A 26,419-nucleotide genomic window follows, 5' to 3' on the forward strand; every position below is an offset into this window, starting at 1 on the left:
TTCGGGCCCGTTTTGCTTACCCGGGCGCCGAGCCTGCGCTCACAGCGAACAGTTTCGCGTAGGGGATTGCTGGGCCCCACCTGCGCGTTAGGGTCCAAGTAGGGATGCTGGGGGACTGACCCCCGAGCCGCCCGAGAACACCCGAAGACGCGAAGACGCGAAGACGAAGACGCTGAGACGGCCCCGGGCCGTCCGACAACGAGCAGGTGGATACGTGACGACTCCGATGCCTTCCGCCGCCGGCGAGCCGACCATCGGTGGACTCGGCGACCAGGTCTACAACCGACTGCTCAACGAGCGGATCATCTTCCTCGGCCAGGCGGTCGACGACGATATCGCCAACAAGATCACCGCGCAGCTGCTCCTTCTCGCCGCTGACCCGGACAAGGACATTTACCTCTACATCAACTCGCCCGGCGGCTCCGTGACGGCCGGCATGGCGATCTACGACACGATGCAGTTCATCAAGAACGACGTCGTGACGATCGCCATGGGCCTCGCCGCCTCGATGGGCCAGTTCCTGCTCACCGCGGGCACGCCCGGCAAGCGCTTCGCGCTGCCGAACACCCGGATCCTGATGCACCAGCCCTCCGCGGGTCTGGGTGGCTCCGCCACCGACATCAAGATCCAGGCCGAGCAGCTGCTGCACACCAAGCGGCGGATGGCCGAGCTCATCGCGCAGCACAGCGGCCAGAGCGTCGAGCAGATCACCAAGGACTCCGACCGCGACCGCTGGTTCTCGGCCGAGGAGGCCACCGCCTACGGCCTGCTGGACGGGGTCATGCTCACCGCCTCCGGCGTTCCGGGCGGTGGCGGCACCGGGGCTGTCTGAGCACCTCAGGCCCCCTCCGCCGAACCCGCCCAGCCCACTGCTCATCACCAGGACGGTGAAAGTGAACTCCCTGAATTTCCCCGGTAGCGGCCTCTACGAGCGCACGATGGCCGAGGCGCCAGGTGTGCTCGGCGCCGAGGCCCGCTACATCATTCCGCGCTTCGTCGAGCGCACCTCGCAGGGCGTGCGCGAGTACGACCCGTACGCGAAGCTCTTCGAGGAGCGCGTGATCTTCCTCGGTGTGCAGATCGACGACGCCTCGGCCAACGACGTCATGGCGCAGCTGCTGTGCCTGGAGTCGATGGACCCGGACCGCGACATCTCCGTCTACATCAACTCGCCCGGTGGCTCGTTCACGGCCCTCACGGCCATCTACGACACCATGCAGTTCGTGAAGCCGGACATCCAGACGGTCTGCATGGGCCAGGCGGCCTCCGCCGCGGCCGTGCTGCTCGCGGCCGGCAGCCCCGGCAAGCGGATGGCGCTGCCGAACGCGCGGATCCTGATCCACCAGCCGTACAGCGAGACCGGCCGGGGTCAGGTCTCCGACCTGGAGATCGCGGCCAACGAGATCATCCGGATGCGCGCGCAGCTGGAGGAGATGCTCTCCAAGCACTCCACCACGCCGATCGAGCAGATCCGCGAGGACATCGAGCGCGACAAGATCCTGACCGCCGAGGAAGCCCTCGCGTACGGTCTGGTCGACCAGATCGTCTCCACCCGTAAGACCTCCGCGTCGGTCTGACGGAGGGATCGCGGTACCCCCATGGGGGTACCGCAGTGCGGAAGCGTTACCGCCCTCCTTGGACTGAGTAGGTCCAAGGGGGGCCCGCACGGGGGGCGCGGCAAGGTACCGTCGATGAGAGAAGCACCAGGTTCCGTTGGACTAGGCGGATCCCAGGCGAAGGGGAAACACCTCGTGGCACGCATCGGTGACGGCGGCGACCTGCTCAAGTGCTCGTTCTGCGGCAAGAGCCAGAAGCAGGTGAAGAAGCTCATCGCAGGGCCTGGTGTGTACATCTGCGATGAGTGCATCGATCTCTGCAACGAGATCATCGAGGAGGAGCTGGCCGAGTCCTCCGAAGTGCGGTGGGAGGATCTGCCCAAGCCTCGGGAGATCTACGAGTTCCTGGAGAGCTACGTCGTCGGCCAGGAGCCGGCGAAGAAGGCTCTCTCGGTCGCGGTCTACAACCATTACAAGCGGGTGCAGGCCGGTGAGAACAACGGCCGGGGCCACGACGACGCGATCGAGCTCGCCAAGTCCAACATCCTGCTCCTCGGCCCCACCGGCTCCGGCAAGACGCTGCTCGCGCAGACCCTCGCCCGGATGCTGAACGTGCCGTTCGCCATCGCCGACGCCACCGCGCTCACCGAGGCGGGCTATGTCGGCGAGGACGTCGAGAACATCCTGCTCAAGCTGATCCAGGCGGCCGACTACGACGTCAAGAAGGCCGAGACCGGGATCATCTACATCGACGAGATCGACAAGGTCGCTCGCAAGAGTGAAAATCCTTCGATCACGCGGGATGTGTCCGGTGAGGGCGTTCAGCAGGCGCTGCTGAAGATCCTGGAAGGCACGACGGCCTCGGTGCCGCCGCAGGGCGGGCGCAAGCACCCGCACCAGGAGTTCATCCAGATCGACACCACGAATGTGCTGTTCATCGTGGGTGGTGCCTTCGCGGGCCTGGAGAAGATCATCGAATCGCGGGCCGGCGCCAAGGGCATCGGCTTCGGCGCGACGATCCGCTCCAAGCGCGAGATCCAGGCCGCGAACCAGTTCCAGGAGATCATGCCGGAGGACCTGGTGAAGTTCGGGATGATTCCCGAGTTCATCGGCCGGCTGCCGGTCATCACCTCCGTCCACAACCTGGACCGTGAGGCGCTGCTGCAGATCCTCGTGGAGCCGAAGAACGCCCTGGTGAAGCAGTACCAGAAGCTCTTCGAACTCGACGGTGTGGAGCTGGAGTTCGAGCACAGCGCGCTGGAAGCCATCGCCGACCAGGCGATCCTCCGCCAGACCGGCGCGCGCGGGTTGCGCGCCATCATGGAGGAGGTGCTGATGTCCGTGATGTACGAGGTGCCGTCCCGCAAGGACGTCGCCCGCGTCGTCATCACCGACGAGGTCGTGCACTCCAACGTCAACCCGACCCTGGTGCCGCGCGAGCCGCGCATCATCGGCAAGGGCGAGCAGAAGAGCGCATAGCGCTACCGGCTGACATCGAAGGGGGCGCCCGGCAACTGCCGGGCGCCCCCTTCGCTTTGTACGGCTACCGCACGGGTGCGGCTACTTCTTGACGCGGATCTCGCTGCGGATCTTGGCCGTGGTGTTCGCCCACTCGGAGGCGGAGGGCGGCGTGGACGTACCGCTGAGGTCGATGTTGATGTACATCGAGATCATCACGGTGCTGTCGTCGCCCCAGACGCAGTAGGGCATGGACGAGCCGCCGCCGGCGCACTTCATCACGGCGCCGTCGAATCCGGCGGGGTGCTGCTCGGTGGCCTCGGCGCCGCTCTTGCTGAGACCGCTCGACAGGATCTTGTCGACCGCGGCCTTGGGGTCCGTGACATTGCCCTCGCCGCCGGAGAGGGAGACCGTCTCCTTGTCCGACTTGTACGTGCCCCGCACGCTGGTCGGGTCGGTGATGCCGGCTTCCGACTTGCCCGTCTTGGGGGTGCCGATGTTCTCCGACGACTTGGTGTACTTGCCGTCGGCGATCTTCTCCGGGAAGGCGATCTTGTAGCCGCCGCCACTGCCGCTGGAACCGCCGCTGGTGGCGAAGTAGATGCCCCCGCCGATGGCGGCGAGCACCACGACACCGATGACCACGCCGACGGTCTTGCTCTTGCCCTGGGGCGGCTGCGGCGGGTAACCCGGCTGCTGGCCGGGCTGCTGGCCGTTCCAGCCCTGCTGCGGCTGCTGCGGGTAACCCTGCTGCTGCGGCCAGCCCTGCTGGGGCTGCTGCGGCTGCTGGGGGTAGCCGCCGTATCCGGGCTGGGGCTGCGGCTGGCCGTAGGGCTGCTGGGGCGGCTGCTGCGGCTGGCCGTAACCCGGCGGCGGCTGGTTGTAGCTCATGTGTGGGTGATTCCCCTCGTGGAACGTACGTCTTGCTTCGTGTGACCGTGACCGCGTACCGCTAGGTGGTCACGGCCTGCTGCGTCGGTCTACTTGATCTCGACGCGGGCGTCCTTGCGCACTTTCGCTGTGGTGGCCGCGGTGTCGCTGATGCTGGGGCCGCTGCCGGTGAGGGCGGCGATCGGGTCGACGACCATGACCATGGCCACGGTGCTGCGGTCGGACCAGATGCACAGCGGCACATCCGCGCTCTTCACCGGTGAGGTGCTGGTGGTGGGCGCCTTGAACCTGACGATCTGGCACTTCATGACGGCGCCGCCGTCGAGCCCGTCCGGCGTGACCTTCTCCGGGGTCCCGACGAGCTCGGCGTCACCCTCCTTGGTGATGTCCTTCGTGCCGCTGACGAAGAGCGCGTCCACCTCCCGCCCGGGATCGGCGACCGTGCCCCACACGCCCCTGAACAGCATCTTCTTCTTGGTGCTGTTCTCGTAACTGCCGCCCGCCGGCTCCGGGTTGACGACTCCGGGCACGTCCTTCATCTCGGTCTTGCTGTCGTCGTCCAGCGGGTCCTTGAGCTGGAAGTCACCGGCGACGGTCTGCGGAGCGGTCAGCTTGTACTTCTTGCCGTCGTCGCTTCCGCTGCCCTTGTTGCCGCCGGTGGTGCCGCCGCTGCTGCTGCTGACCGTGCCCTTGTCCGCGTCCCCGTCATGGAAGAGCGCGAAGGCGCCCCCACCGATCGCGGCGACGACGACCACGGCGGCGACGACGATCCACACCGTGTTCTTCTTGCCGGGCGGCGGCTGCGGCGGATAGCCGCCGAAGCCCTGCTGCGGCTGCTGTCCGTACGGGCCGGGCTGCGGGGGGACCTGCGCCGGGTAGCCGTACCCGGGCTGCTGAGGCTGCTGTCCGTAGCCGCCCTGCTGGGGCTGGCCGTATCCGCCGGGCTGCTGCGGCTGCTGCCCGTAGCGGTTCGGCTGCCCGCCGTAGCCGGGATCGGGCGGCGGTTGGTTGTAGCTCATGTGACTCGTCCCCTCCGTAAACGACCGTGCACCCATCCTTCCGGATGTCTTACCCGCCGCTTACGCCGGGCCCGCTACGGCTTCGTAACGAGCGGTGCGGGGCGCCCGTAGAATGACGGGGTGACCGACAACTCTCAGCGCAGCCCCCATGGCGGGCCGAACAGCACCCCCGAACTGCCGACCGCGTACGTGCCGGCCGAGGTAGAGGGGAAGCTGTACGAGCGCTGGGTGGAGCGTGGGTACTTCGAGGCCGACGCCAAGAGCGACAAGCCGCCCTACACGATCGTCATCCCGCCGCCGAACGTCACGGGCAGCCTGCACCTGGGGCACGCCTTCGAGCACACGATCATCGACTCGCTGACCCGCCGTAAGCGCATGCAGGGGTACGAGACGCTGTGGCAGCCCGGCATGGACCACGCGGGCATCGCCACCCAGAACGTCGTCGAGCGCGAGCTGGCCAAGGAGGGCAAGTCCCGCCACGACCTGGGCCGCGAGGCGTTCGTCGAGAAGGTCTGGCAGTGGAAGGAAGAGTCCGGCGGCCAGATCTCCGGCCAGATGCGCCGCCTCGGCGACGGCGTCGACTGGTCGCGTGAGCGCTTCACCATGGACGAAGGCCTCTCGCAGTCCGTCCAGACCATCTTCAAGAAGCTCTACGACGACGAGCTGATCTACCGCGCCGAGCGCATCATCAACTGGTGCCCGCGCTGTCTGACCGCCATCTCGGACATCGAGGTGGAGTACCAGGACGACGACGGCGAGCTCGTCTCGATCCGCTACGGCGAGGGCGACAACGCCATCGTCGTCGCCACCACCCGCGCCGAGACGATGCTCGGTGACACCGCCGTCGCCGTCCACCCGGACGACGAGCGCTACGCGCACCTGGTCGGCACCGAGATCGAACTGCCGCTCACCGGGCGCCGGATCCCGATCGTCGCGGACGAGCACGTGGACCCGGAGTTCGGCACCGGCGCCGTCAAGGTGACCCCGGCGCACGACCCGAACGACTTCGAGATCGGCCGCCGGCACGACCTGCCGAACCTCAGCGTCATGAACGAGCGGGCGATCATCACCGTCCCGGGCCCCTTCGAGGGCCTGGACCGGCTCGAAGCCCGCAGCGCCATCGTCGCGGCCCTGCGCGCCGAGGGCCGGATCGTCGCCGAGAAGCGCCCGTACTCGCACTCGGTGGGGCACTGCTCGCGCTGCAAGACGACCATCGAGCCGCGGCTGTCGCTGCAGTGGTGGGTCAAGGTCGGCCCGCTGGCCCAGGCCGCCGGTGACGCGGTCCGCGACGGCCGGGTGAAGATCCACCCCAAGGAGATGGAGTCCCGCTACTTCAGCTGGGTCGACAACCTCCACGACTGGTGCATCTCACGCCAGCTCTGGTGGGGCCACCGCATCCCGGTCTGGTACGGCCCGGCCGGCGAGGTCGTCTGCGTCGGCCCCGACGAACTGCCCCCCACCGGTGAGGGCTGGACGCAGGACACCGACGTGCTCGACACGTGGTTCTCGTCGGGCCTGTGGCCGTTCTCCACGCTGGGCTGGCCCGAGCAGACCGAGTCGCTGGAGAAGTTCTATCCCAACTCGGTGCTGGTCACCGGCTACGACATCCTCTTCTTCTGGGTCGCCCGGATGATGATGTTCGGCCTGTACGCGATGGACGGCACCCCGCCGTTCCACACCATCGCCCTGCACGGCATGGTCCGCGACCAGTTCGGCAAGAAGATGTCGAAGTCCTTCGGCAACGCGGTCAACCCGCTGGAATGGATGGACAAGTACGGCTCCGACGCCGTCCGCTTCACCCTGGCCCGCGGCGCCAACCCCGGTGTGGACGTGCCGATCGGCGAGGACTGGGTCCAGGCCTCCGGCAAGTTCACCAACAAGATCTGGAACGCGACCCGCTTCGCGCTCATGAACGGCGCGACGGTCGAGGGTGAACTCCCGCCCGTCGAGGAGATGTCGGCCACCGACCGCTGGGTGCTGTCCCGGCTCAACGCGGTCGTCGCCGAAGTGGACGCGCTCTACGAGGACTACCAGTTCTCCAAGCTCTCCGAGGCGCTCTACCACTTCGCGTGGGACGAGGTCTTCGACTGGTACGTCGAGCTGTCGAAGACCACCTTCTTCGCGGGCGGCCGCGGCGCCGAGGTCTCCGGCCGGGTGCTCGGCGAGGTGCTGGACGTGCTGCTGCGGCTGCTGCACCCGGTGGTCCCGTTCGTCACCGAGACGCTGTGGACCACGCTCACCGGCGCCGAGTCGGTCGTCGTCGCCGACTGGCCGAAGGACAGCGGCTTCCGGGACGCGGCGGCCGAGAAGGAGATCGCCGGCGTTCAGCAGGTGGTCACCGAGGTCCGCAGGTTCCGCGCCGACCAGGGCCTGCAGCCCGGCCAGAAGGTCCCCGCGCAGCTCACGCTGCCGGGCGCGCTGGCGGCCCACGAGGCGCCGATCCGGCAGCTGCTGCGCCTGCAGCCGGCCGGTGCCGGCTTCAGCGCCACCGCGACCCTCCCGGTCGCCGGCGGCACCGTCGCGATGGACCTGTCCGGCACGATCGACGTCGCGGCCGAGCGCAAGCGGCTGACCAAGGACATCGGGCTGGCCGAGAAGGAGAAGGCGCAGGCGCTCGGCAAGCTCGGCAACGAGGCGTTCCTCGCCAAGGCGCCCGAGCACGTCGTGGACAAGCTCCGCACCCGGCTGGCGACGGCCGAGGCGGACATCGCCCGCATCACCGCCCAGCTGGACGGCCTGCCGCAGGGCTGACCCGCGGCACCACCCGGACCTCAGGACGCGGGGGCCGGCCCGTTCGCCACGGGCCGGCCCCCGCGTCCGTCGCGTTCTCCGGGGCACGCGGTGCGCCGCCCGCTCACCCGGGCATGTGGACCCGCACCGGCTCCGTAGACTGGGCGGCGTGAGCGAGCACCCCCAGAACGACGACGCGGCAGCAAACCTGTTCGACGAGACCCCGGACGACGACGCCCCCGACGGCGGGCCCGTCCGGGAAGCCGACATGGCGGTGATCGAGGCAGGCAGCCGTACCCTGCGCACGCCCGTCCCGCTCACGCCGGACGACGGCGTACCGGCCCCGCCCAAGGACCCCGCGACCGAGCGTGAGCTGCGGGAGATCGAGGGGGAGCTGACCGGGCGCTGGCCCGAGACGAAGCTGGAGCCGTCGCTCGACCGGATGACCGCACTCATGGACATCCTGGGCGAGCCGCAGCGCACCTACCCGGCCATCCACATCACCGGGACCAACGGCAAGACCAGCACCGCCCGCATGGTCGAGCAGCTGCTGCTCGGCTTCCATCTGCGCACCGGCCGCTACACCAGCCCGCACGTGCAGGCGATGACCGAGCGGATCAGCCTGGACGGGCAGCCGATCAGCGCCGAGAAGTTCATCGAGACCTACCGCGACATCCAGCCGTACATCGAGATGACGGACAACGCGCAGCCGCACCGGCTGTCGTTCTTCGAGGTGCTCACCGCGATGGCCTACGCGGCCTTCGCCGATGCGCCCGTCGATGTCGCGGTCGTCGAGGTCGGCATGGGCGGCAGCTGGGACGCCACCAACGTGATCGACGGCTCGGTCGCCGTCGTCACCCCGATCGCGCTCGACCACACCGACCGGCTCGGCACGACGCCCGGCGAGATCGCCGTGGAGAAGTCCGGGATCATCAAGAAGGACGCGACCGTCGTGCTGTCCCAGCAGCCCGTCGACGCCGCGACCGTGCTGCTCAAGCACGCCGTCGAGGTCGACGCGACGGTGGCCCGCGAGGGCATGGAGTTCGGGGTCGTGCACCGCGAGATCGCGGTCGGCGGCCAGCTGCTGACACTGCGCGGCCTCGGCGGCGAGTACGAGCAGATCTTCCTGCCGCTGCACGGCGAGCACCAGGCGCAGAACGCCGCGGTCGCGCTGGCGGCCGTCGAGGCGTTCTTCGGCATCGGCACCACGCGGGTCGGCTCGCTGGACATCGACACCATCCGCGGTGCCTTCGCGTCCGTCACGTCGCCGGGCCGTCTGGAGATCATCCGGCGCAGCCCGACCGTCGTCCTGGACGCCGCGCACAACCCGGCCGGCGCGCGGGCGGCAGCTGCCGCGGTCAGCGAGGTCTTCGACTTCACCCATCTGGTGGGGGTCGTCGGTCCGAGTGCGGAGAAGGACGTCCGCGGGCTGCTGGAGGCGTTCGAGCCGGTGCTCGCGGAGATCGTGGTGACCCGGAACTCGACCAGCCGGGCGATGGACGTGGACGCGCTGGCGGCGCTGGCCGTCGAGGTCTTCGGGGACGACCGGGTGCAGGTCGAGGCGCGGCTGGACGACGCCATCGAGGCCGCGATCACCCTCGCCGAGGACGAGGGCGCGTACTCGGGGGCGGGCGTGCTGGTCACCGGATCGGTGTTCACCGTGGGAGAGGCCCGGCTGCTGCTGGGCCGGAAGTGAGGCGGCACGATGCGGACCTTGTGCGCGAGCACCCTGATCGGTGAGTTCTTCGTGATCGGCTTCGCCGGTCTCGTCGCGATGAAGCAGGACGATCTGACGGCCGGCACGGTGTGGGCGGTGTGCGGCGCAGGGATGCTGCTGTGCGTTCTGCTGTGCGGCATGCTGTCCCGCCCCGGGGCCCTCGCGGTCGGCTGGGCGCTGCAGATCGCTCTGGTCGTGAGCGGCTACTGGGTCGGGACGATGTACTTCCTGGGCGTGGTCTTCGCGGCCCTGTGGTGGGCCTCCGTCCACTACGGCCGGAAGATCGACGAGGCCAAGGCGAGGCACTCGGCGCAGGTGGCCTGACCACGCCTTGTAATGTCGTCATACCCGTCACCGTCAGTAGGAGCCGTACCGTGAGCCAGCGCACCCTTGTCCTTCTCAAGCCGGACGCCGTCCGCCGCGGCCTGATCGGCGAGATCATCGGCCGGATCGAGCGCAAGGCAGGCTGGACGATCGGCGCCCTCGAACTGCGCACGCTCGATCTCGGCACCCTGGAGCAGCACTACGCCGAGCACGTCGGCCGCCCGTTCTACGAGCCGCTGATGGAGTTCATGGCCTCGGGCCCGTCCGTGGCGCTGGTCGTCGAGGGCGAGCGCGTCGTCGAGGGCGTACGGGCGCTGGCCGGCCCCACCGACCCGATCGCCGCCGCCCCCGGCTCCATTCGCGGGGATTTCGGCAGCATCGTGCGCGAGAACCTCATCCATGCCTCGGACTCCCCGGAGTCCGCCGAGCGGGAGATCAAGCTCTTCTTCCCGGGCCTGGTCTGAACAATCGGCCCGCCGTCCCGCTTCCGGGTGTATGCGCTGACCAGCTGTACCCCTTCTGACCTGCGGTGAAGGCTCGTCGACTGACGTCCAATCAGCTCAGAGGCGACCGGGGAAATCCGGTCGCCTCCGGCATATGCAACGCTTTATCGGGAACCAATCTCTCCGACACGTCGTCACCATTACCAGCGGACGCTGTGTGTTCTGATGACAATGACGTCGGAACCCCGGACCCCGTGCCCCGTGGGGCGCGACTACGATGGAATCTCCGCTCAAGCTCGGGAAGGCCAGACGTATCCACATGGCGAACAACATGTCGTTCATCGGCCGTGACATGGCTGTCGACCTCGGGACTGCCAACACGCTGGTGTACGTCAGGGGTCGCGGGATCGTCCTCAACGAGCCCTCGGTCGTCGCCATCAACACGAACACCGGCGGCATCCTGGCGGTCGGCGCCGAGGCCAAGAAGATGATCGGCCGCACCCCGGGAAACATTGTCGCGGTCCGCCCGCTGAAGGACGGCGTCATCGCCGACTTCGAGATCACCGAGCGGATGCTGCGCTACTTCATTCTCAAGATCCACAAGCGTCGTTATCTGGCCCGCCCCCGCGTCGTCGTCTGCGTGCCCTCCGGCATCACCGGGGTCGAGCGACGCGCCGTCATCGAGGCCACCACCCAGGCCGGCGCCCGCCAGGTGCACATCATCGAGGAGCCGATGGCCGCCGCGATCGGCGCCGGGCTCCCGGTCCACGAGGCCACCGGCAACATGGTGGTCGACATCGGCGGCGGCACCACCGAGGTCGCCGTGATCTCACTCGGCGGCATCGTCACCGCGCAGTCCATCAGGGTCGCCGGCGACGAGCTGGACAGTTCGATCATCCAGCACATCAAGAAGGAGTACAGCCTCCTGCTCGGCGAACGCAGCGCGGAGCAGATCAAACTCACCATCGGGTCGGCCTTCGACCCGAAGCTGGAGAAGGACGAGCACACCGAGATCCGTGGCCGTGACCTGGTCAGTGGCCTGCCCAAGACGGTGGTGATCTCGGCCGCCGAGGTCCGCAAGGCCATCGAGGAGCCGGTCAACGCGATCGTCGACGCGGTCAAGACGACGCTCGACAAGTGCCCGCCCGAACTCTCCGGCGACATCATGGACCGTGGCATCGTGCTGGCCGGCGGAGGAGCGATGCTCCGCGGGCTGGACGAGCGACTGCGGTACGAGACCGGAATGCCGATCCACATCGCGGAATCCCCGCTGGACTGCGTGGCGCTCGGCGCCGGCAAGTGCGTCGAGGAGTTCGAGGCGTTGCAGCAGGTTCTGGACGCCCAGCCGCGCAGATGAGTTCGCAAGGTCCTGCGTGCGGGTGACTGCCCGCCGGCACGCGGGATCGTTCTCACTGCGTCACACACTTCGACCGGCCGGGGACCGCAGCCGACCGGTCCGTTCGAGGAAGGCACGGACTGGCGCCCGTGAGGGACACACGAGAGAGCCGGCTTCTGCTGGTGCTGTTGATCGCGATCGCGTTCGCACTGATCACCGTGGACATCCGCGGCGGCGAACAGTCACCGATGGACGGCCCCCGACAGGCGGCGGCCTCGGCCTTCGGACCTGTCGAAAAGGGTGTGGCGTCCGCCGTCGACCCGGTCGGCAACGCGATCTCCGCGGTGCGCGACTCCGGGGGACGGCACAGCACGATCAGCCGCCTGGAACGCGAGAACGCGGAGCTCAAGCAGCAGCTCGGCAGCAAGGACATCACCCGCAACAAGGCCCGTGAACTGGACCAGCTCCTGAAGACCGCGGGAGCCGGCCAGTACGCGATCAAGGGCGCTCAGATCATCGCCATAGGAGCCGCCCAGGGATTTTCCTGGACGGTCACCATCGACGCCGGAAGCGCTGACGGCGTCCTCCGCGACCAGACCGTCATCAACGGCGAAGGCCTGGTCGGACGGGTCACCACCGTCGGACCCTCCACCTCCACCGTGCTGCTCGCCAACGACCCGGACTTCACCGTCGGGACCCGGATGGAGGGCTCGATGGAACTGGGCTTCGCGACCGGGCAGGGCGACCGGCCGATGCGCGTCCAGCTGCTCAACGGCAAGGCCAAGGTGAAGAAGGGCGACCGGCTGGTCACCTTCGGCTCGCAGGCCGGCAAGCCGTTCGTACCCGGCGTCCCGGTCGGCAGGGTCGTCGCGATCGACCCGTCCGCGGGCAGCCTCACCCGTACGGTCCAGGTCGAGCCGTACGTCGGCTTCTCCCGGCTCGACATCGTCGGCGTCGTCGTCGAGGGCCCGCGCACGGACCCGCGCGACAGTGTGCTGCCGCCGAAGCCCACGCCGTCGCCCACCGCGGCCAAGGTCGCCCCGCCGGCGCGGAAACCGGGCGCCACCCCTTCCGGTGCGCCCACCACCAGGAGCTGACCATGCGACTCAACCGGATCCTGCTCTCCACCGTCCTGGTCGTCGTCGCGATGGTCGTCCAGGTCAGCGTGCTCGCCAGGCTGCACCTGCCCGGCGCGGTACCCGACCTGCTGCTGCTCACCGTGCTCGGCCTCGCGCTGACCTACGGCCACGTCGGCGGCTCACTCGTCGGCTTCGGCGCCGGCATGCTCGCCGACCTGGCACCGCCCGCCGACCACGCCGTCGGCCGGTACGCGCTCGTGCTGTGCGTCATCGGCTATCTGGCGGGCCTCGCCAAGCCCGAGACCGGGCAGCTGCGGACCGCCGCCATGCCGATGCTCGTCGTCGTCGCGGCGGCCATCGGCGGCACCCTGCTCTACGCGGGCGTCGGCGCCCTGGTCGGCGACACCGCCGGGGCCCATGTGGGTCTCGCCAAGCTGATCTTCACCGCGGCCGTCTACGACCTGCTGCTCGCCCCGTTCATCGTCCCGCTGGTCATGGCACTGGCCAGACGCTTCGACCACGACCCGCTCGCCGAGGACGTGGCCGGCGGCTACGGCAGCCGCATCGGCAGCCAGCGCGCCGGCCTGCTCGGCCGGGTCGGCCGCGGCAGCCGGGTCGGCTCCATCGCCAAGGGAGGCCGCAGGCTGTGAGCGCCCGCCCTCCCCTGGCCTCCGGCACGGGGAACCCCACCGCCACGAATCCCGCGAGGAAGGCGCCGCGCGCCGATGTCTAACATTCCCGAGACCGGCCGCACCTCCCGCGTCACGATCCGCCTGGTCATCCTGCAGATCCTCGTCTTCTCCCTGCTGCTCACCCTCGGCGGACGCCTGTGGTACCTGCAGATCCGCAACGGTGACGAGTACACCGAGAAGGCCGCCAGCAACCACATCCAGCAGGTCGTGACCCCCGCGGTCCGCGGGGCGATCCTGGACGCGCGCGGTGTGCCCATCGCCGACAACGAGACCCGGCTGGTGGTATCCGCCAGCCGCACCGAGCTGCTCAAGCAGAAGGACGACGGCAAGGCCGTCCTCACCCGGCTCGCCGCGGTGCTGGCCATGCCGCCCGCCGACGTCATCGCCAAGGTCCGGCTCTGCGACGCCAAGACCCCCCAGCCCTGCTGGAACGGCTCGCCGTACCAGCCGATCCCGATCACCGACAAGGCCACCACCCAGCAGGCGCTGCAGATCATGGAGCGCCGCGAGGACTTCCCCGGTGTGACCGCGGAGCCGACCGCCGTCCGCCGCTACCCGGCGCCGAGCAAGGCCAACGCCGCACAGGTGCTCGGCTACCTCTCGCCCGTCACGGACGACGAGATCGCCTCCTCGCAGAAGAACGGCACGCCGCTGCTGCGCTCCGACCAGGTCGGCCGCTCCGGCCTGGAGCGCCAGTACGACGCGGCGCTGCGCGGTACGGCGGGCGTGACCCGCTACGAGGTGGACAACCTCGGCCGGGTGATCGGCCGGGCCGGTGACACGCCCGCGGAACCCGGCGCCAATCTGGTGACCAGCATCGACTCGCGCGTCCAGGCCGTCGCCGAGAAGGAGCTGAACGACGCGATGGTGGAGGCCCGCAAGACCTTCGACACCGTCACGGGCACCAACTACAAGGCCGACTCGGGCGCGGTCACGGTCATGGACGTGCACACCGGCCAGGTCATCGCGATGGCCAGCGCCCCGACGTACGACCCGAACGCGTGGGTCGGCGGCATCTCGCCGGCCGACTACAAGCAGCTGACCGGCAAGGACTCGAACTACCCGCTGCTGAACCGGGCCATCCAGGGCCTGTCGGCGCCCGGCTCGACCTTCAAGGTGATCTCCACGTCGGCCGCCGTCAACGCCGGATACCCGCTCGACGGCGCCTACCCCTGCACCTCGTCGATGACCATCGGCGGCCGTGTGTTCAAGAACTTCGAGGGCGAGAGCTTCGGCGCGATCAACCTCGGCAAGGCGCTGGAGATCTCCTGCGACACCGTCTTCTACGGGCTCTCGTACAACCAGTGGCTCGCGGACGGCGGCACCAAGCCCAAGAACCCCAAGGACTTCTTCTACAAGACCGCCCACCAGTTCGGCCTGGGCGCCAAGACCGGCATCGACCTGCCGGGCGAGGTCAAGGGCCGGGTCCCGGACCGCCAGTGGAAGCAGGCCTACTTCGAGGCCAACGTGGACTACTGGTGCCGGGAGGGGAAGACCAACAAGCAGGACTACGCGACCCAGATCGCCCGCGAGAACTGCGTCGACGGCAATGTGATGCGCGCCGGTGACTCGGTGAACTTCGCGATCGGCCAGGGTGACACCCTCGTCACCCCGGTCCAGATGGCGCGGATCTACTCGGCCCTCGCCAACGGCGGCACGCTCTACCAGCCGACCATAGGGAAGGCGATCGTCAGCGCGGACGGCAAGACGATCAAGCCGATCGCGCCCAAGGCCACCGGCAAGCTGCCGGACAGCGCCGAGACCCTGAAGTACATCAACCAGGCCACCGCCGGCGTCATCACCAGCGGTACCGCCGCCTGGCGCTTCTCCGGCTGGCCGCAGGACAAGATCCAGCTGCACGCCAAGACCGGTACCGCCGAGGTCGACGGCAAGCAGACGACGTCCTGGCTGACGACGTACACCAAGGACTACGCGATCGTCATGACGATCTCGCAGGGCGGCACCGGCTCCGGCGGTTCAGGACCCGCGATCCGCAAGATCTACGAGGCGATGTACGGCATCCAGGCCAACGGCTCGATCGACAGCAAGAAGGCGCTGCTGCCGACCCCCGAGACGAAGCTGCCGAAGTTCGCCGACGACGGCTCCGTCGTCCGTGCCGCGTCCGCCGTCACCACCCTCGCCCCGTCGTCCGGCGCACCCTCCGCGCCCGCCGGCGGCCCGGTGCTCGCCGCGCTCGCCCCCGGCCGCGACGACAAGCTCCTGCTGGGCCGGAGGTACGTCTCATGACCGCCAACGGCTACACGATCCGCCGCTTCACCCCGGAACGCAGCACCCTGGGCAAACTGCTCGCCCGGGACTCGATACTGCGCCGGATGGACTGGGTCCTGCTGGGCTCCGCACTCGCGCTGTCGGCGATCGGCACGCTGCTCGTCTACTCGGCGACCCGCGGGCGCACCAACCTCACCCACGGCGACCAGTACTACTTCCTGCTGCGCCATCTGATGAACACCGGCATCGGCCTCGGCCTCGCCGCGGGCGTCGTGGCGCTGGGACACCGCCGGCTGCGCGGTGTCGTGCCGGTGCTCTACGTGATCTCGGTGCTGCTGATCCTGTCGGTGCTCAGCCCGCTGGGCACCACGATCAACGGCGCGCACTCATGGATCGTGATCGGCGGCGGCTTCTCGCTGCAGCCGTCCGAGTTCGTGAAGATCACCATCATCCTGACCATGGCGATGCTGCTGTCGGCGCGGGTGGACGCGGGCGACCGCGTGCACCCCGACCACCGCACCGTCCTCCAGGCCCTGATCTGGGCCGCGCTGCCCATAGCGATCATCATGCTGATGCCGGACCTCGGCTCGGTGATGGTGATGGCGGTGATCATCCTCGGTGTGCTGCTCGCCTCCGGCGCCTCCAACCGCTGGGTGCTGGGCCTGATCTCGGCGGGCGCGGTGGGGGCCGCGCTGATCTGGCAGCTCGGCGTGCTCGACAAGTACCAGGTCGACCGGTTCGCGGCGTTCGCCAACCCCGCCCTGGACCCGGCCGGCGTCGGCTACAACACCCACCAGGCGCTCATCGCGATCGGCTCCGGCGGCCTGTTCGGCAAGGGGCTCTTCCACGGCAGCCAGACCACCGGCCAGTTCGTGCCCGAGCAGCAGACCGACTTCGTCTTCACCGTCGCCGGCGAGGAGCTCGGCTTCGTCGGGGCCGCCGCGATCATCGTCCTGCTCGGGCTGATCGTCTGGCGGGCCTGCGCGATCGCCCGCAGCGCCACCGACCTGTACGGCACGATCGTCGCGGCCGGCATCGTCGCCTGGTTCGCGTTCCAGGCGTTCGAGAACATCGGGATGACGCTCGGCATCATGCCGGTCGCCGGCCTGCCGCTGCCCTTCGTGTCGTACGGCGGCTCGTCGATGTTCGCGATCTGGATCGCCATCGGACTGCTCCAGGCGGTCCGGATACAGCGCCCGATGTCCGCCTGATCGCCGCCACCGGCCGGAACGAACCGGCCGGTGGCAAGGTACGTGCCATTGCCCGCAGCGGAACCCGCGACTACGTTCCCTTCATGGGTAAGCGTGTGCGGGAGACCGAGCGCAAGTACGAAGCGGACGGCCGGTTCGAGCAGCCCGATCTCAGCGGGCTGCCCAAGGTCGTCAGCAGCTGTGACCTGGATCCGGCGGAACTCGACGCCGTCTACTTCGACACCGAGGACCTGCGCCTCGCGGCCCGCAGGATCACCCTGCGCCGCCGCACCGGCGGGGACGACGCCGGCTGGCATCTGAAACTGCCGACCACCGAGGCCGACACCCGCACCGAGGTGCACGCCCCGCTCGGACGCGCGACCCGCACCGTCCCGAAGGACCTGGCCGCCGAGGTGGCCGTGCACACCCGGGGGCGGCGGCTGATCCCCGTCGTGCGGCTCAAGAACCACCGCGAGCGGCAGCATCTGCTGGACGCGGCGGGGGAGCCCCTGGCGGAGATCGCCCACGACCACGTCACCGCACAGCTGCTGGGAGCCGGCCCGGCGAGCAAGGCAGTGGCGATCACCTGGACCGAGTTCGAGGTCGAACTCGTCGGCGGCAGGCCCGCGCTCCTGGACGCCGTCGAGCAGCGGCTGGCCGCCGTGGGACTGCACCGTTCGGACTCGCCCTCCAAGCTCGCCCGCGCCCTCGGCGACCGGCTGACGGCGGCGATCGTCCCGCCGGGACCGCCCGCCGAGATCCTCACCGCCGGGGACGCCGCGCTGGCCTATCTGTACGAGCAGCTGCGGGCCCTCATCGCCCTCGACCCCGAGGTCCGGCGGGCCGAGCCCGACGCCGTGCACCAGATGCGGGTCGCGGCCCGGCGGGCGCGCAGCGCCCTGAAGACCTTCCGCCGGGAGCTGGACCGGGCCGTGACCGACCCGGTCGGCGAGGAGCTGAAGTGGCTCGGCGCGGTGCTGGGCACGGAGCGCGACCGTGAGGTGCTGGCCGAGCGGCTGCAGGAGCGGCTCACGGAGCTCGCCCCGGACCTGATCGACGAAACGCTGCGCAGCCGGCTGCTCGCGGAAGGCACCAAGGCGCACGGCGAGACGCACGCCGCCGTGCTGCGGGTGCTCGGCGGCCCGCACTACTTCCAGGTGCTGGACATGGTCGAGGCACTCCTCTCGGACCCGCCGTACCTGGAGGGCGCGAAGGCGGCCGCGACGCCCGCGGTGCAGAAGGCCGTACGCCGGGACCACCGGCGGCTGCGGAGGCTCGTCGAGGCCGCCATGGCCGTCGAACGCGGCCAGGAGCGCGATCTGGCGCTGCACGAGGCCCGCAAGGCGGCCAAGCGCGCCCGCTACTGCGCCGAGGCCGCCCGCCCGGTGCTCGGCTCCCCGGCGAAGGAGCACACCGCCCGGATGAAGTCCGTCCAGCAGCTGCTGGGCGAGCACCAGGACAGCGTGATGTGCCGGGTCGCGATCGCCCGGCTGGCCGGGGAGGCCGTCGCGGCGGGCGAGAGCGCCTTCCCGTACGGCGCGCTCAGCCAGCTGGAGCGGGCCCGCGCGATCGAGGTGGAGGAGCAGCTCCCGGAGCGCTGGCGCGAGGCCGATCTCCGGCCGTGATCCGGTGCGGCGCACGGCCGGGATTTCCACCGGGCGAAGGCGACTCCGAAGGCGCGCTAGTCTTGAGGGTCACCCCTGCCCGCTGATGAAAGACATCTCTGATGCCTGTCGAGTCGGTCTTCCCCCGTCTGGAAGCGCTTCTCCCGCACGTCCAGAAGCCCATCCAGTACGTCGGTGGGGAGCTGAACTCCACCGTCAAGGACTGGGACGCCTGCGATGTGCGCTGGGCGCTGATGTACCCGGACGCGTACGAGGTCGGCCTGCCCAACCAGGGCGTCATGATCCTTTACGAGGTGCTCAACGAGCGCGAGGGCGTCCTCGCCGAGCGCACGTACAGCGTGTGGCCCGACCTGGAGGCCCTGATGCGCGAGCACCAGGTTCCGCAGTTCACGGTCGACGCGCACCGTCCGGTCAAGGCGTTCGACGTGTTCGGCCTGAGCTTCTCCACCGAGCTCGGCTACACCAACATGCTCACCGCGCTGGACCTCGCCGGCATCCCGCTCAACGCCGCCGACCGCACGCTCGACGACCCGATCGTGCTCGCGGGCGGCCACGCGGCCTTCAACCCCGAGCCGATCGCGGAGTTCATCGACGCCGCGGTGATCGGCGACGGCGAGCAGGCGGTGCTGGCGATCACCGACATCGTCCGCGCCTGGAAGGCCGAGGGCCGTCCCGGTGGCCGTGACGAGGTGCTCTTCCGGCTCGCGAAGACCGGTGGGGTGTACGTCCCCAGGTTCTACGACGTCGAGTACCTGGAGGACGGCCGGATCTCCCGCGTCGTCCCCAACCGCTCGGGCGTGCCGTGGCGGGTCTCCAAGCACACCGTCATGGACCTCGACGAGTGGCCCTACCCGAAGCAGCCGCTGGTCCCGCTCGCGGAGACCGTCCACGAGCGGATGTCCGTCGAGATCTTCCGCGGCTGCACCCGCGGCTGCCGTTTCTGCCAGGCCGGCATGATCACGCGCCCCGTGCGGGAGCGAAGCATCACCGGCATCGGCGAGATGGTCGAGAAGGGCCTCAAGGCCACCGGCTTCGAGGAGGTCGGCCTCCTCTCGCTCTCCTCCGCGGACCACAGCGAGATCGGTGAGATCGCCAAGGGCCTCGCGGACCGCTACACGGAGGACAAGGTCGGCCTGTCGCTGCCCTCCACCCGGGTCGACGCCTTCAACATCGACCTCGCCAACGAGCTGACCCGCAACGGGCGCCGGTCCGGCCTCACGTTCGCCCCCGAGGGCGGCAGCGAGCGCATCCGCAAGGTCATCAACAAGATGGTCTCGGAGGAGGACCTGATCCGTACGGTCGCCACCGCGTACGGCAACGGCTGGCGCCAGGTGAAGCTGTACTTCATGGTCGGGCTCCCCACCGAGACCGACGAGGACGTCCTGCAGATCGCCGACATGGCGCGCAACGTCATCCAGAAGGGCCGCGAGGTCACCGGGCAGAACGACATCCGCTGCACGGTCTCCATCGGCGGTTTCGTCCCCAAGCCGCACACCCCCTTCCAGTGGGCGGGCCAGCTCGGCGTCGAAGAGACCGACGCCCGGCTCGCCAAGCTGCGGGACGCCATCCGCAACGACAAGAAGTACGGCCGCAACATCGGCTTCCGCTACCACGACGGCAAGCCGGGCATCGTCGAGGGCATGCTCTCCCGCGGCGACCGCCGGATCGGCGCGGTCATCCGCGCGGTGTACGAGGACGGCGGCCGCTTCGACGGCTGGCGCGAGCACTTCAGCTACGACCGCTGGATGCGCGCCGTCGACAAGGCGCTCCCCGGCACCGGCGTCGACCTGGACTGGTACACCACCCGCGAGCGCACCGAGGAAGAGGTCCTGCCCTGGGACCACCTGGACTCGGGCCTCGACAAGGACTGGCTGTGGCAGGACTGGCAGGAGTCGCTGGACGAGACCGAGGTCGAGGACTGCCGCTGGACCCCGTGTTTCGACTGCGGCGTCTGCCCCCAGCTCGACCTGGACATCCAGATCGGCCCGACGGGCAAGAAGTTGCTCCCGCTGACGGTCGTCAAGTAGCAACCGCAGCGGTCGGCATCGTCCTAGGACGATGCCGACCGCTGTTCGAACACCACATCCCGTGCCGTCCCGAGCGCCGTGGCCACCGCGCCCAGAACCACCGCGTCCTCTCCGAGGGCGCTCGGCACCACCTTCGGTCGTAGCGGTGTCAGCGCCCGCAAGGTGTCCCGGACCGTGCTCAACAGCAGGTCCGCGCTGTGCCCCACGCCCCCGCCCAACACCACCAGGTCCGGGTCCAGCACCGCCGCCACCGCCGCCACCGTGTGCGCGAGCCGTTCCCCCTCCTGGCGGACGGCGGCCACGGCGGCGACGTCGCCGGCCCGTGCCGCGTCGAAGACGTCCTTGGCGGTGAGCGGGCCGCTCATGCCCAGCCCGCGGGCGGCCTGGACGACGGCGTCGGCCGCCACCGCGCTCTCCAGGGTGTCCGGGGTGTCCGGCCGGTGGTGGCCGGGGCCGGCCCACGGCAGATAGCCGATCTCGCCCGCCGCGCCGTGCGCGCCGGTGAACAGCCGGCCCTCGGAGACCACGCCCATGCCGAGTCCGGTGCCGATCATGACGTAGACGAAGAGCTTGCTGCCCGCGCCGACGCCGAAGGTGTACTCGCCGAGGGCGGCCAGGTTGGCGTCGTTGTGGACGGCCAGCGGTACCCCGAGTTCGTCCCGCATCCGGTCGAAGAGGCCTGCCCGGCCCCAGCCGGGCAGGTGCTGGGCGTAGCGGACCCGGCGCTGCGTCTCGTCGTACACGCCGGGGGTGCCAACCACCGCGTGGGCGACCTTGGCGGGGGCGACGCCGGAGTCGGCGACGACCTGGTGGGAGGTGGCGACCACGAGGTCGGCCATCGCGGCGGAGCTGCGGGCGCGGTTGCGGACGTCGGCGCGGGCGACGACCGTTCCGTCGAGGTCGGCGAGGGCGACCCGCAGCCACGCGCGGCCGATGTCGATGCCGAGCGCGTAGCCGGCCGAGGCGTCGGGGGCGTAGAGCACGGCGACGCGGCCGCGTTCGGGGGTGTGCAGGCCGGCTTCGCGGACCAGTCCTGCCAGTTCGAGGAAGGCGAGGGCGCTGGAGACCGTCGGCTTGGACAGGCCGGTCTCGCGGGCGAGTTGGGCGCGGGAGGCGACGCCCCCGGTCCGCAGCCGCTCCAGCAGGAGCCGCTCGTTGGTGCTGCGCAGTCGCTGTCGGTTCCAGGGCTGTTCCGCACCACCGTCGCTGCTGCTCATCGCACCATTCTCATGCATATCGCCGTGACCCCTTGACGCATCAAGTAAAGGTACTTAACTTAAGCACGCCCGGCGCCGAGGCGAACCCCTGCACTGGCGAAACGGCAGTCCGCTCCCCGTCCCCGTCACCTGCCCAGGGAGGCACCGTGTCCGGCTCCCCGCCACCTGCCGGCGGCTTTGTCCGCCGTATCGGCCTGTTCCAGGCCACCGCCATCAACATGAGCCAGATGTGCGGCATCGGACCCTTCGTCACCATCCCCCTGATGGTCGCCGCGTTCGGCGGGCCGCAGGCCGTGATCGGCTTCCTGGCCGGCGCCCTGCTGGCGCTGGCCGACGGTCTGATCTGGGCCGAGATGGGCGCGGCGATGCCCGGTTCCGGCGGCTCGTACGTCTACCTCCGGCAGGCGTTCCAGTACCGCTCGGGCAAGCTCATGCCGTTCCTGTTCGTCTGGACGGCCATGCTCTTCATCCCGCTGATCATGTCCACCGGAGTCGTCGGCTTCGTCCAGTACCTCGGCTATCTGGCCCCCGACATGGGCCAGAACGCGGGGGACGCCGTCGGTCTCGGCATGATCGCGCTCGTCGTCCTGCTGCTGTGGCGCGGTATCGAGCACATCGCCCGCATCACCGCCGTCATGTGGTGCGTGATGATCCTGTCGGTCGCGCTGGTCATCCTCGCCGCGTTCACCCACTTCGACGCGGACCTGGCCTTCACCTACCCCGCGCACGCCTTCGAACTGACCAGCCACACCTTCTGGATCGGCTTCGCCGCGGGTCTCACCATCGGCATCTACGACTACCTCGGCTACAACACCACCGCGTACATGGGCGCCGAGATCAAGGACCCCGGGCGCATCCTGCCGCGCTCCATCATCTTCTCGATCCTCGGCATCATGGGGATCTACCTGCTGCTCCAGATCGGCACCCTCGGGGTCATCGACTGGCACCGGATGCTCAACGCCGACGACATCGCCTCCTCGTCGGTCGCCTCCGCGGTCATGGAGAAGACCTGGGGCAAGGGCGCCGCCGACACCGTCACCGTCCTCATCCTCATCACGGCCTTCGCCTCGGTCTTCACCGGACTCCTCGGCGGCTCCCGGGTGCCCTACGACGCGGCCCGTGACCGCGTCTTCTTCCGCCAGTACGGGAAGCTGCACGCCAAGCACCGCTTCCCGATGCTGGGCCTGGCCACCATGGGCGTCATCACCGCGATCGGCTTCCTCATCGGCCGCCACACCGATCTGGCCACCCTCATCCAACTGCTCACCACCGTCATGGTGATCGTCCAGGCGCTCGCGCAGATCCTCGCGGTCTCGGTGCTGCGCCGCCGCCAGCCCGGTCTGCACCGGCCGTACAAGATGTGGCTCTACCCGCTGCCGAGCATCATCGCCCTCGTCGGCTGGCTGGTGATCTACGGCTACGCGGACAAGAACTCGCCCGGCCGTCACCCCATCGAGTGGTCCCTGGCGTGGGTCGCCCTCGGCTGCGTCGCCTTCCTCCTGTGGGCCCGCTTCGAGAAGGTCTGGCCGTTCGGGCCGAAGGAGATCACCGAGGAGTACCTCCAGGGGATCGACCCCGACACCGAGCAGGACACCGCGCCGGCGGCCGTCTGACGGACGCGGGGACGTAGGGAGGGGCCCCGGGCGAGCTGCCCGGGGCCCCTCCGCTTCTGGGTTCCGGCCGGCGTCACGTACCGTGCGCGCATGAGCGTGACGGGGGAACGGGACACCGGCCAGGGCTGCTTGACGGTCGCGATACGCATGCCGGTGCGGATCTTCGCGCTCGTCGTGATCCTTCCGGTGCGGATGGCGTGGGACGCGCTCGCCGCCCTGGGCCGCGGTCTGGGCGCCGGCCTGGGCTGGCTCTGGCGGCGCGTCGTCGTCGAACCGCTCAGCGCCGTGGCCCGCGGCACCGGCCGCGCCCTCCGGTGGCTGGGCGGCGCCCTCGCCCTGCTGGGCCGCGTCCTCATCGCCGTCCCGCTGGTGTGGCTCTGGACGGCGGTACTCGTCCCGGCCGGCCGGGGGACCGCCACCACCGCCCGGTGGCTGGTGCGCACGCTGGTCGTGGTGCCGCTCGGCGCCCTGTACCGCTACGTCCTGACGCCGTTCGGCCAGGGCGTGACGTGGTCGCTGCGCGCCGCCGGATCCGGCCTGGCCGCGCTGGTCCGGCTGCTCGGGACCGGCGTCGTCCTGCTCGTGACCCACCTCCTCGTCCGGCCGCTGCGGCTGCTGCACACCGCCGTCCTGGCCCCCGCCGCCCGCGCGCTGGCCGCCGCCCTCGCGGCCACCGGCCACGGCACCGGCGCGGCCGTGCGGTGGCTGCTGCGCGTGCTGGTCGTCGTTCCGCTGGTGCTCCTGTACCGCTACGTGCTGACGCCGGCCGGCCACGCCGCACGGTGGTCGGTGCGGGCACTCGGCACGGCCGCCGGCCGGCTGCTCCGCTACCTGGTCGCCGTACCGGCCGTGGCTCTCTACCGCTACGTACTCACGCCGCTCGGCCATGCCGCGGTCCGGACGGCTCGCGCGTCCGGCACCGCCGCGGTGTGGCTCGGGCGGGTGCTGTTCGTGGTGCCGGTGGTCGCGTTCCACCGGTACGTGCTGACGCCGCTGGGCCGGGCCGCGGCGTGGTCGGTGCGGGCGCTCGGCACGGCCCTCACCTGGTCGGCCGAGGCCGTCGGCACGGCTGTCGGCTGGCTGCTCCGGTATCTGCTCGTGGTGCCCGTCGTGGCCCTCTACCGCTATGTACTGGCCCCGGTGGGGCGGGAGATCGCCGCCGCGCTCGGCCATGCCTGGCGGGTCGCCGGGTACATCTCGCGGGCGGTGGGGCGCGGGCTGAAGTGGCTGGCGCGGACCCTGATCGGCGATCCGGCGCGCTGGGTGTGGCACACCGTCGTCGTGCCGGCCGCCGACGCCGTGCGCGCCGTCGGCCGCTGGACGCGGCGCGAAGTGCTCGCGCCGGTCGGACGGGCGGTCGGTGAGGCCCGGCAGATCGTTCAGGACGCGCTGCGCACCGTCCGTGTGACCGTTCGCGAGGCCCGGGCGGACGCCCGCCGGATGCTGTTCGGGGCGCCGAAGAGCGCCCCGCGCCTTCCGGAGCAGAGCGCGGCGCCCGTCCCGGACCTCGTGAAGCGCGCCCCGGAGTTCGGCAAGCGCGTCCCGCCGGGCCACCGCTGAGCGGGACCGGGACCCGGCGGGGCGGCGTCGTCAGCCGGCGGAAGCCGTCGCCGTACGCCAGGTCGCCGACGAGGAACGTCCGGGCGGCCCGCTCCTCGTTGGTGAGTTCGATCTCGACCCGGCGGCGCGGACCGGTCCCACGGAACGGTTCCGGTCCAGACCAGTTATGCATACGAGATGCGAATGGCGGTGGCCGGAGGCGAGGATGAGATTTGGCCGAAACCCCGCGGGCCCGCTGCTCCGCACCGCCCGTCATCACCTGTGCGCGACGCGGCGTAACCTTGGGTATGACAAACGGGCCCCGACAAGGCCTCCGCAGACGTACGAGGGACTGAACGACACTGGGCAAGCGACAGCCCGAAGGCCCACCGCCCGCACCGACGGTGCAGCGCATCCGCCTGCGCTACACCAAGCGCGGCCGCCTCCGGTTCACCAGTCACCGCGATTTCCAGCGCGCCTTCGAGCGGGCCCTGCGCCGCGCCGAGGTGCCGATGGCGTACTCGGCGGGCTTCACCCCGCACCCCAAGGTCTCGTACGCGAACGCCGCGCCCACCGGCGTCGGCAGCGAGGCCGAGTACCTGGAGATCGGCCTCACCGAGGTCCGCGACCCCGAGAAGCTGCGACTGCTGCTCGACGAGTCGCTGCCCACCGGGCTCGACATCACCGAAGCGGTGGAGGCCCGTACCTCCGGCCTCGCCGAGCGGCTGCAGGCCTCCGTATGGCAGCTCCGGCTCGACGGCGTCGAGCCGGCCGAGGCGGAGCGTGCGGTCGCCCTCTTCCTCGCCGCCGAGACCGTCCAGGTCGAGCGGAAGACCAAGAACGGCATGCGCGCCTTCGACGCGCGCGACGCCGTCACCCGGCTCGAGGTCATGCCGGCTGACGCGCTCGAACAGGGTGCGGATAGGCCCGAGCCTGTCGCCTGTGCGATACTGCGGCTAGTTGTTCGGCACTTGACACCTGCCGTGCGACCCGACGACGTCCTGTCCGGCCTCCGTGTGACGGCCGACCTCGCGCCGCCGGTCCCCGCAGCGGTGACCAGGCTGGCGCAGGGGCCGCTCCACGAAGAGTCCGGGACGGTCACCGACCCGCTCGCGCCAGATCGCGACGCCGCGACGGTGCCGAGTGGGGACTCCCCGCCGAAGGCTGGGGAAGCTTCCGCGTAGGAACGCCGTCGACGTGTTGCCGACGCGCCAGGGAGCCACCCGGGCCCGGTGACGCTGACCTCATAAGACTTTCGTCGGCCCGTCACAGGCGTGCCGACGAGCGAGACAACAGCTCCCGTGCGGCGCCCGCGCCCCCGGACAGCGGCACCACGACCGACGTCGCGGCCCGCCGCCACCGGAACAGAGCGCGGCGCCCGGGAGCATGACGGGAGCACTGCCCGAATGCTCGATCACAACGAGCCCAACGAGGCGCCGGACACCGGCGCCGCAACCAGCGAAGAAGCCACGGCCCCCCGCCGTCGCCGCCGCGCCGTCTCCCGCCCGGCGGGCCCGCCCGCCGCGCCGGCCATACCGGCCACTTCCGCCGACGAGGCCCCGGCCGCGAGCCCGGCGTCCGCCGAGGACACCGACACCTCCGCCGCGCCGCCGCGCGCCCGTCGTCGCGCCACCCTTCACTAGCGCTGTCATGTTCCTCATCCTCCCAGGAGCAACCGGCAATGGCACCCGCCTACCCGGGTCCATCGGTCCCACACCCATGAATCCCGGAATC

The 26,419-nt window shown here is 70.2% G+C and carries 21 protein-coding genes; 18 read left to right on the plus strand and 3 right to left on the minus strand.

Annotated elements, in window-relative coordinates; genetic code table 11:
• Positions 1-226: 226 nt before the first annotated feature.
• The 3 genes from G3I60_RS29225 (at position 227) to clpX (ending at position 3,035) form a co-directional block, all read left to right on the plus strand.
• Positions 227-832 (plus strand): ATP-dependent Clp protease proteolytic subunit, encoded by a 606-nt coding sequence (locus G3I60_RS29225; RefSeq protein ID WP_164295743.1) that lies wholly within the window; start codon positions 227-229, stop codon positions 830-832.
• Positions 833-938: 106 nt separating this feature from the next.
• Complete coding sequence (locus tag G3I60_RS29230) at positions 939-1,577, plus strand: ATP-dependent Clp protease proteolytic subunit (RefSeq protein WP_138357777.1); 639 nt, start codon at positions 939-941, stop codon at positions 1,575-1,577.
• Positions 1,578-1,751: 174 nt separating this feature from the next.
• Positions 1,752-3,035, plus strand: coding sequence for an ATP-dependent Clp protease ATP-binding subunit ClpX (gene clpX, locus G3I60_RS29235; RefSeq protein ID WP_138357760.1), 1,284 nt, complete (start codon positions 1,752-1,754; stop codon positions 3,033-3,035).
• An 81-nt stretch (positions 3,036-3,116) separates the two neighbouring features.
• On the opposite strand, the gene G3I60_RS29240 is transcribed toward clpX, so the two are convergent.
• Positions 3,117-3,905: a hypothetical protein gene (locus G3I60_RS29240; RefSeq protein ID WP_164607928.1), complete on the minus strand. Its 789-nt coding sequence runs from the start codon at positions 3,903-3,905 to the stop codon at positions 3,117-3,119.
• Between the two features lie 89 nt (positions 3,906-3,994).
• Positions 3,995-4,924, minus strand: coding sequence for a hypothetical protein (locus G3I60_RS29245; RefSeq protein ID WP_164295728.1), 930 nt, complete (start codon positions 4,922-4,924; stop codon positions 3,995-3,997).
• A 120-nt stretch (positions 4,925-5,044) separates the two neighbouring features.
• Here G3I60_RS29245 and G3I60_RS29250 point away from each other — a divergent pair, with 120 nt between their 5' ends.
• The 11 genes from G3I60_RS29250 to G3I60_RS29300 all read left to right on the plus strand — a co-directional run bounded on the left by G3I60_RS29250 (position 5,045) and on the right by G3I60_RS29300 (position 20,316).
• On the plus strand, positions 5,045-7,675 hold the full coding sequence (locus G3I60_RS29250) for a valine--tRNA ligase (protein ID WP_164295729.1): 2,631 nt from the start codon (positions 5,045-5,047) through the stop codon (positions 7,673-7,675).
• 187 nt (positions 7,676-7,862) lie between these two features.
• The gene (locus G3I60_RS29255) at positions 7,863-9,350 is read left to right on the plus strand and encodes a folylpolyglutamate synthase/dihydrofolate synthase family protein (protein ID WP_239070386.1); all 1,488 of its coding nucleotides are present in this window, start codon (positions 7,863-7,865) and stop codon (positions 9,348-9,350) included.
• 9 nt (positions 9,351-9,359) lie between these two features.
• Positions 9,360-9,695, plus strand: a complete 336-nt coding sequence (locus G3I60_RS29260) for a DUF4233 domain-containing protein (protein ID WP_138357755.1) — start codon at positions 9,360-9,362, stop codon at positions 9,693-9,695.
• Positions 9,696-9,745: 50 nt separating this feature from the next.
• A complete protein-coding gene (gene ndk, locus G3I60_RS29265; protein ID WP_138357754.1) occupies positions 9,746-10,159 on the plus strand; it encodes a nucleoside-diphosphate kinase in 414 nt (137 codons plus the stop codon).
• A 310-nt stretch (positions 10,160-10,469) separates the two neighbouring features.
• Positions 10,470-11,495: a rod shape-determining protein gene (locus G3I60_RS29270; protein WP_138357776.1), complete on the plus strand. Its 1,026-nt coding sequence runs from the start codon at positions 10,470-10,472 to the stop codon at positions 11,493-11,495.
• 128 nt (positions 11,496-11,623) lie between these two features.
• Positions 11,624-12,571, plus strand: coding sequence for a rod shape-determining protein MreC (mreC, locus tag G3I60_RS29275; RefSeq protein ID WP_138357753.1), 948 nt, complete (start codon positions 11,624-11,626; stop codon positions 12,569-12,571).
• Positions 12,572-12,573: 2 nt separating this feature from the next.
• Positions 12,574-13,203 carry a rod shape-determining protein MreD gene (mreD, locus tag G3I60_RS29280; RefSeq protein WP_164295731.1) on the plus strand — a complete coding sequence of 210 codons (630 nt, stop codon included), beginning with the start codon at positions 12,574-12,576 and terminating at the stop codon, positions 13,201-13,203.
• 75 nt (positions 13,204-13,278) lie between these two features.
• Positions 13,279-15,492: a penicillin-binding protein 2 gene (gene mrdA, locus G3I60_RS29285; RefSeq protein ID WP_164295732.1), complete on the plus strand. Its 2,214-nt coding sequence runs from the start codon at positions 13,279-13,281 to the stop codon at positions 15,490-15,492.
• Entirely contained in the window at positions 15,489-16,685 is a 1,197-nt protein-coding gene (gene rodA, locus G3I60_RS29290) for a rod shape-determining protein RodA (protein WP_164295733.1), read from the plus strand. Before mrdA ends, rodA begins: the two co-directional genes overlap by 4 nt.
• 83 nt (positions 16,686-16,768) lie before the next feature.
• The gene (locus G3I60_RS29295; protein WP_164295734.1) at positions 16,769-18,289 is read left to right on the plus strand and encodes a CYTH and CHAD domain-containing protein; all 1,521 of its coding nucleotides are present in this window, start codon (positions 16,769-16,771) and stop codon (positions 18,287-18,289) included.
• 101 nt (positions 18,290-18,390) lie between these two features.
• Complete coding sequence (locus G3I60_RS29300; protein ID WP_138357748.1) at positions 18,391-20,316, plus strand: TIGR03960 family B12-binding radical SAM protein; 1,926 nt, start codon at positions 18,391-18,393, stop codon at positions 20,314-20,316.
• A 23-nt stretch (positions 20,317-20,339) separates the two neighbouring features.
• On the opposite strand, the gene G3I60_RS29305 is transcribed toward G3I60_RS29300, so the two are convergent.
• Positions 20,340-21,533, minus strand: a complete 1,194-nt coding sequence (locus G3I60_RS29305) for an ROK family protein (RefSeq protein ID WP_232484968.1) — start codon at positions 21,531-21,533, stop codon at positions 20,340-20,342.
• 146 nt (positions 21,534-21,679) lie between these two features.
• Between G3I60_RS29305 and G3I60_RS29310 the strand changes: the two genes are divergently transcribed.
• From G3I60_RS29310 to G3I60_RS29325, 4 genes are all read left to right on the plus strand, one after another.
• The gene (locus G3I60_RS29310; protein WP_164295736.1) at positions 21,680-23,146 is read left to right on the plus strand and encodes an APC family permease; all 1,467 of its coding nucleotides are present in this window, start codon (positions 21,680-21,682) and stop codon (positions 23,144-23,146) included.
• 90 nt (positions 23,147-23,236) lie between these two features.
• Complete coding sequence (locus tag G3I60_RS29315) at positions 23,237-24,706, plus strand: hypothetical protein (protein WP_164295737.1); 1,470 nt, start codon at positions 23,237-23,239, stop codon at positions 24,704-24,706.
• A gap of 383 nt (positions 24,707-25,089) precedes the next feature.
• Entirely contained in the window at positions 25,090-25,869 is a 780-nt protein-coding gene (locus tag G3I60_RS29320; protein ID WP_138357744.1) for a TIGR03936 family radical SAM-associated protein, read from the plus strand.
• Positions 25,870-26,091: 222 nt separating this feature from the next.
• Complete coding sequence (locus tag G3I60_RS29325; RefSeq protein ID WP_164607914.1) at positions 26,092-26,328, plus strand: hypothetical protein; 237 nt, start codon at positions 26,092-26,094, stop codon at positions 26,326-26,328.
• The last annotated feature ends 91 nt before the right edge of the window (positions 26,329-26,419 follow it).

This window comes from Streptomyces sp. SID13666 (assembly GCF_010548325.1).
GTDB classification, from domain to species: domain Bacteria; phylum Actinomycetota; class Actinomycetes; order Streptomycetales; family Streptomycetaceae; genus Actinacidiphila; species Actinacidiphila fildesensis.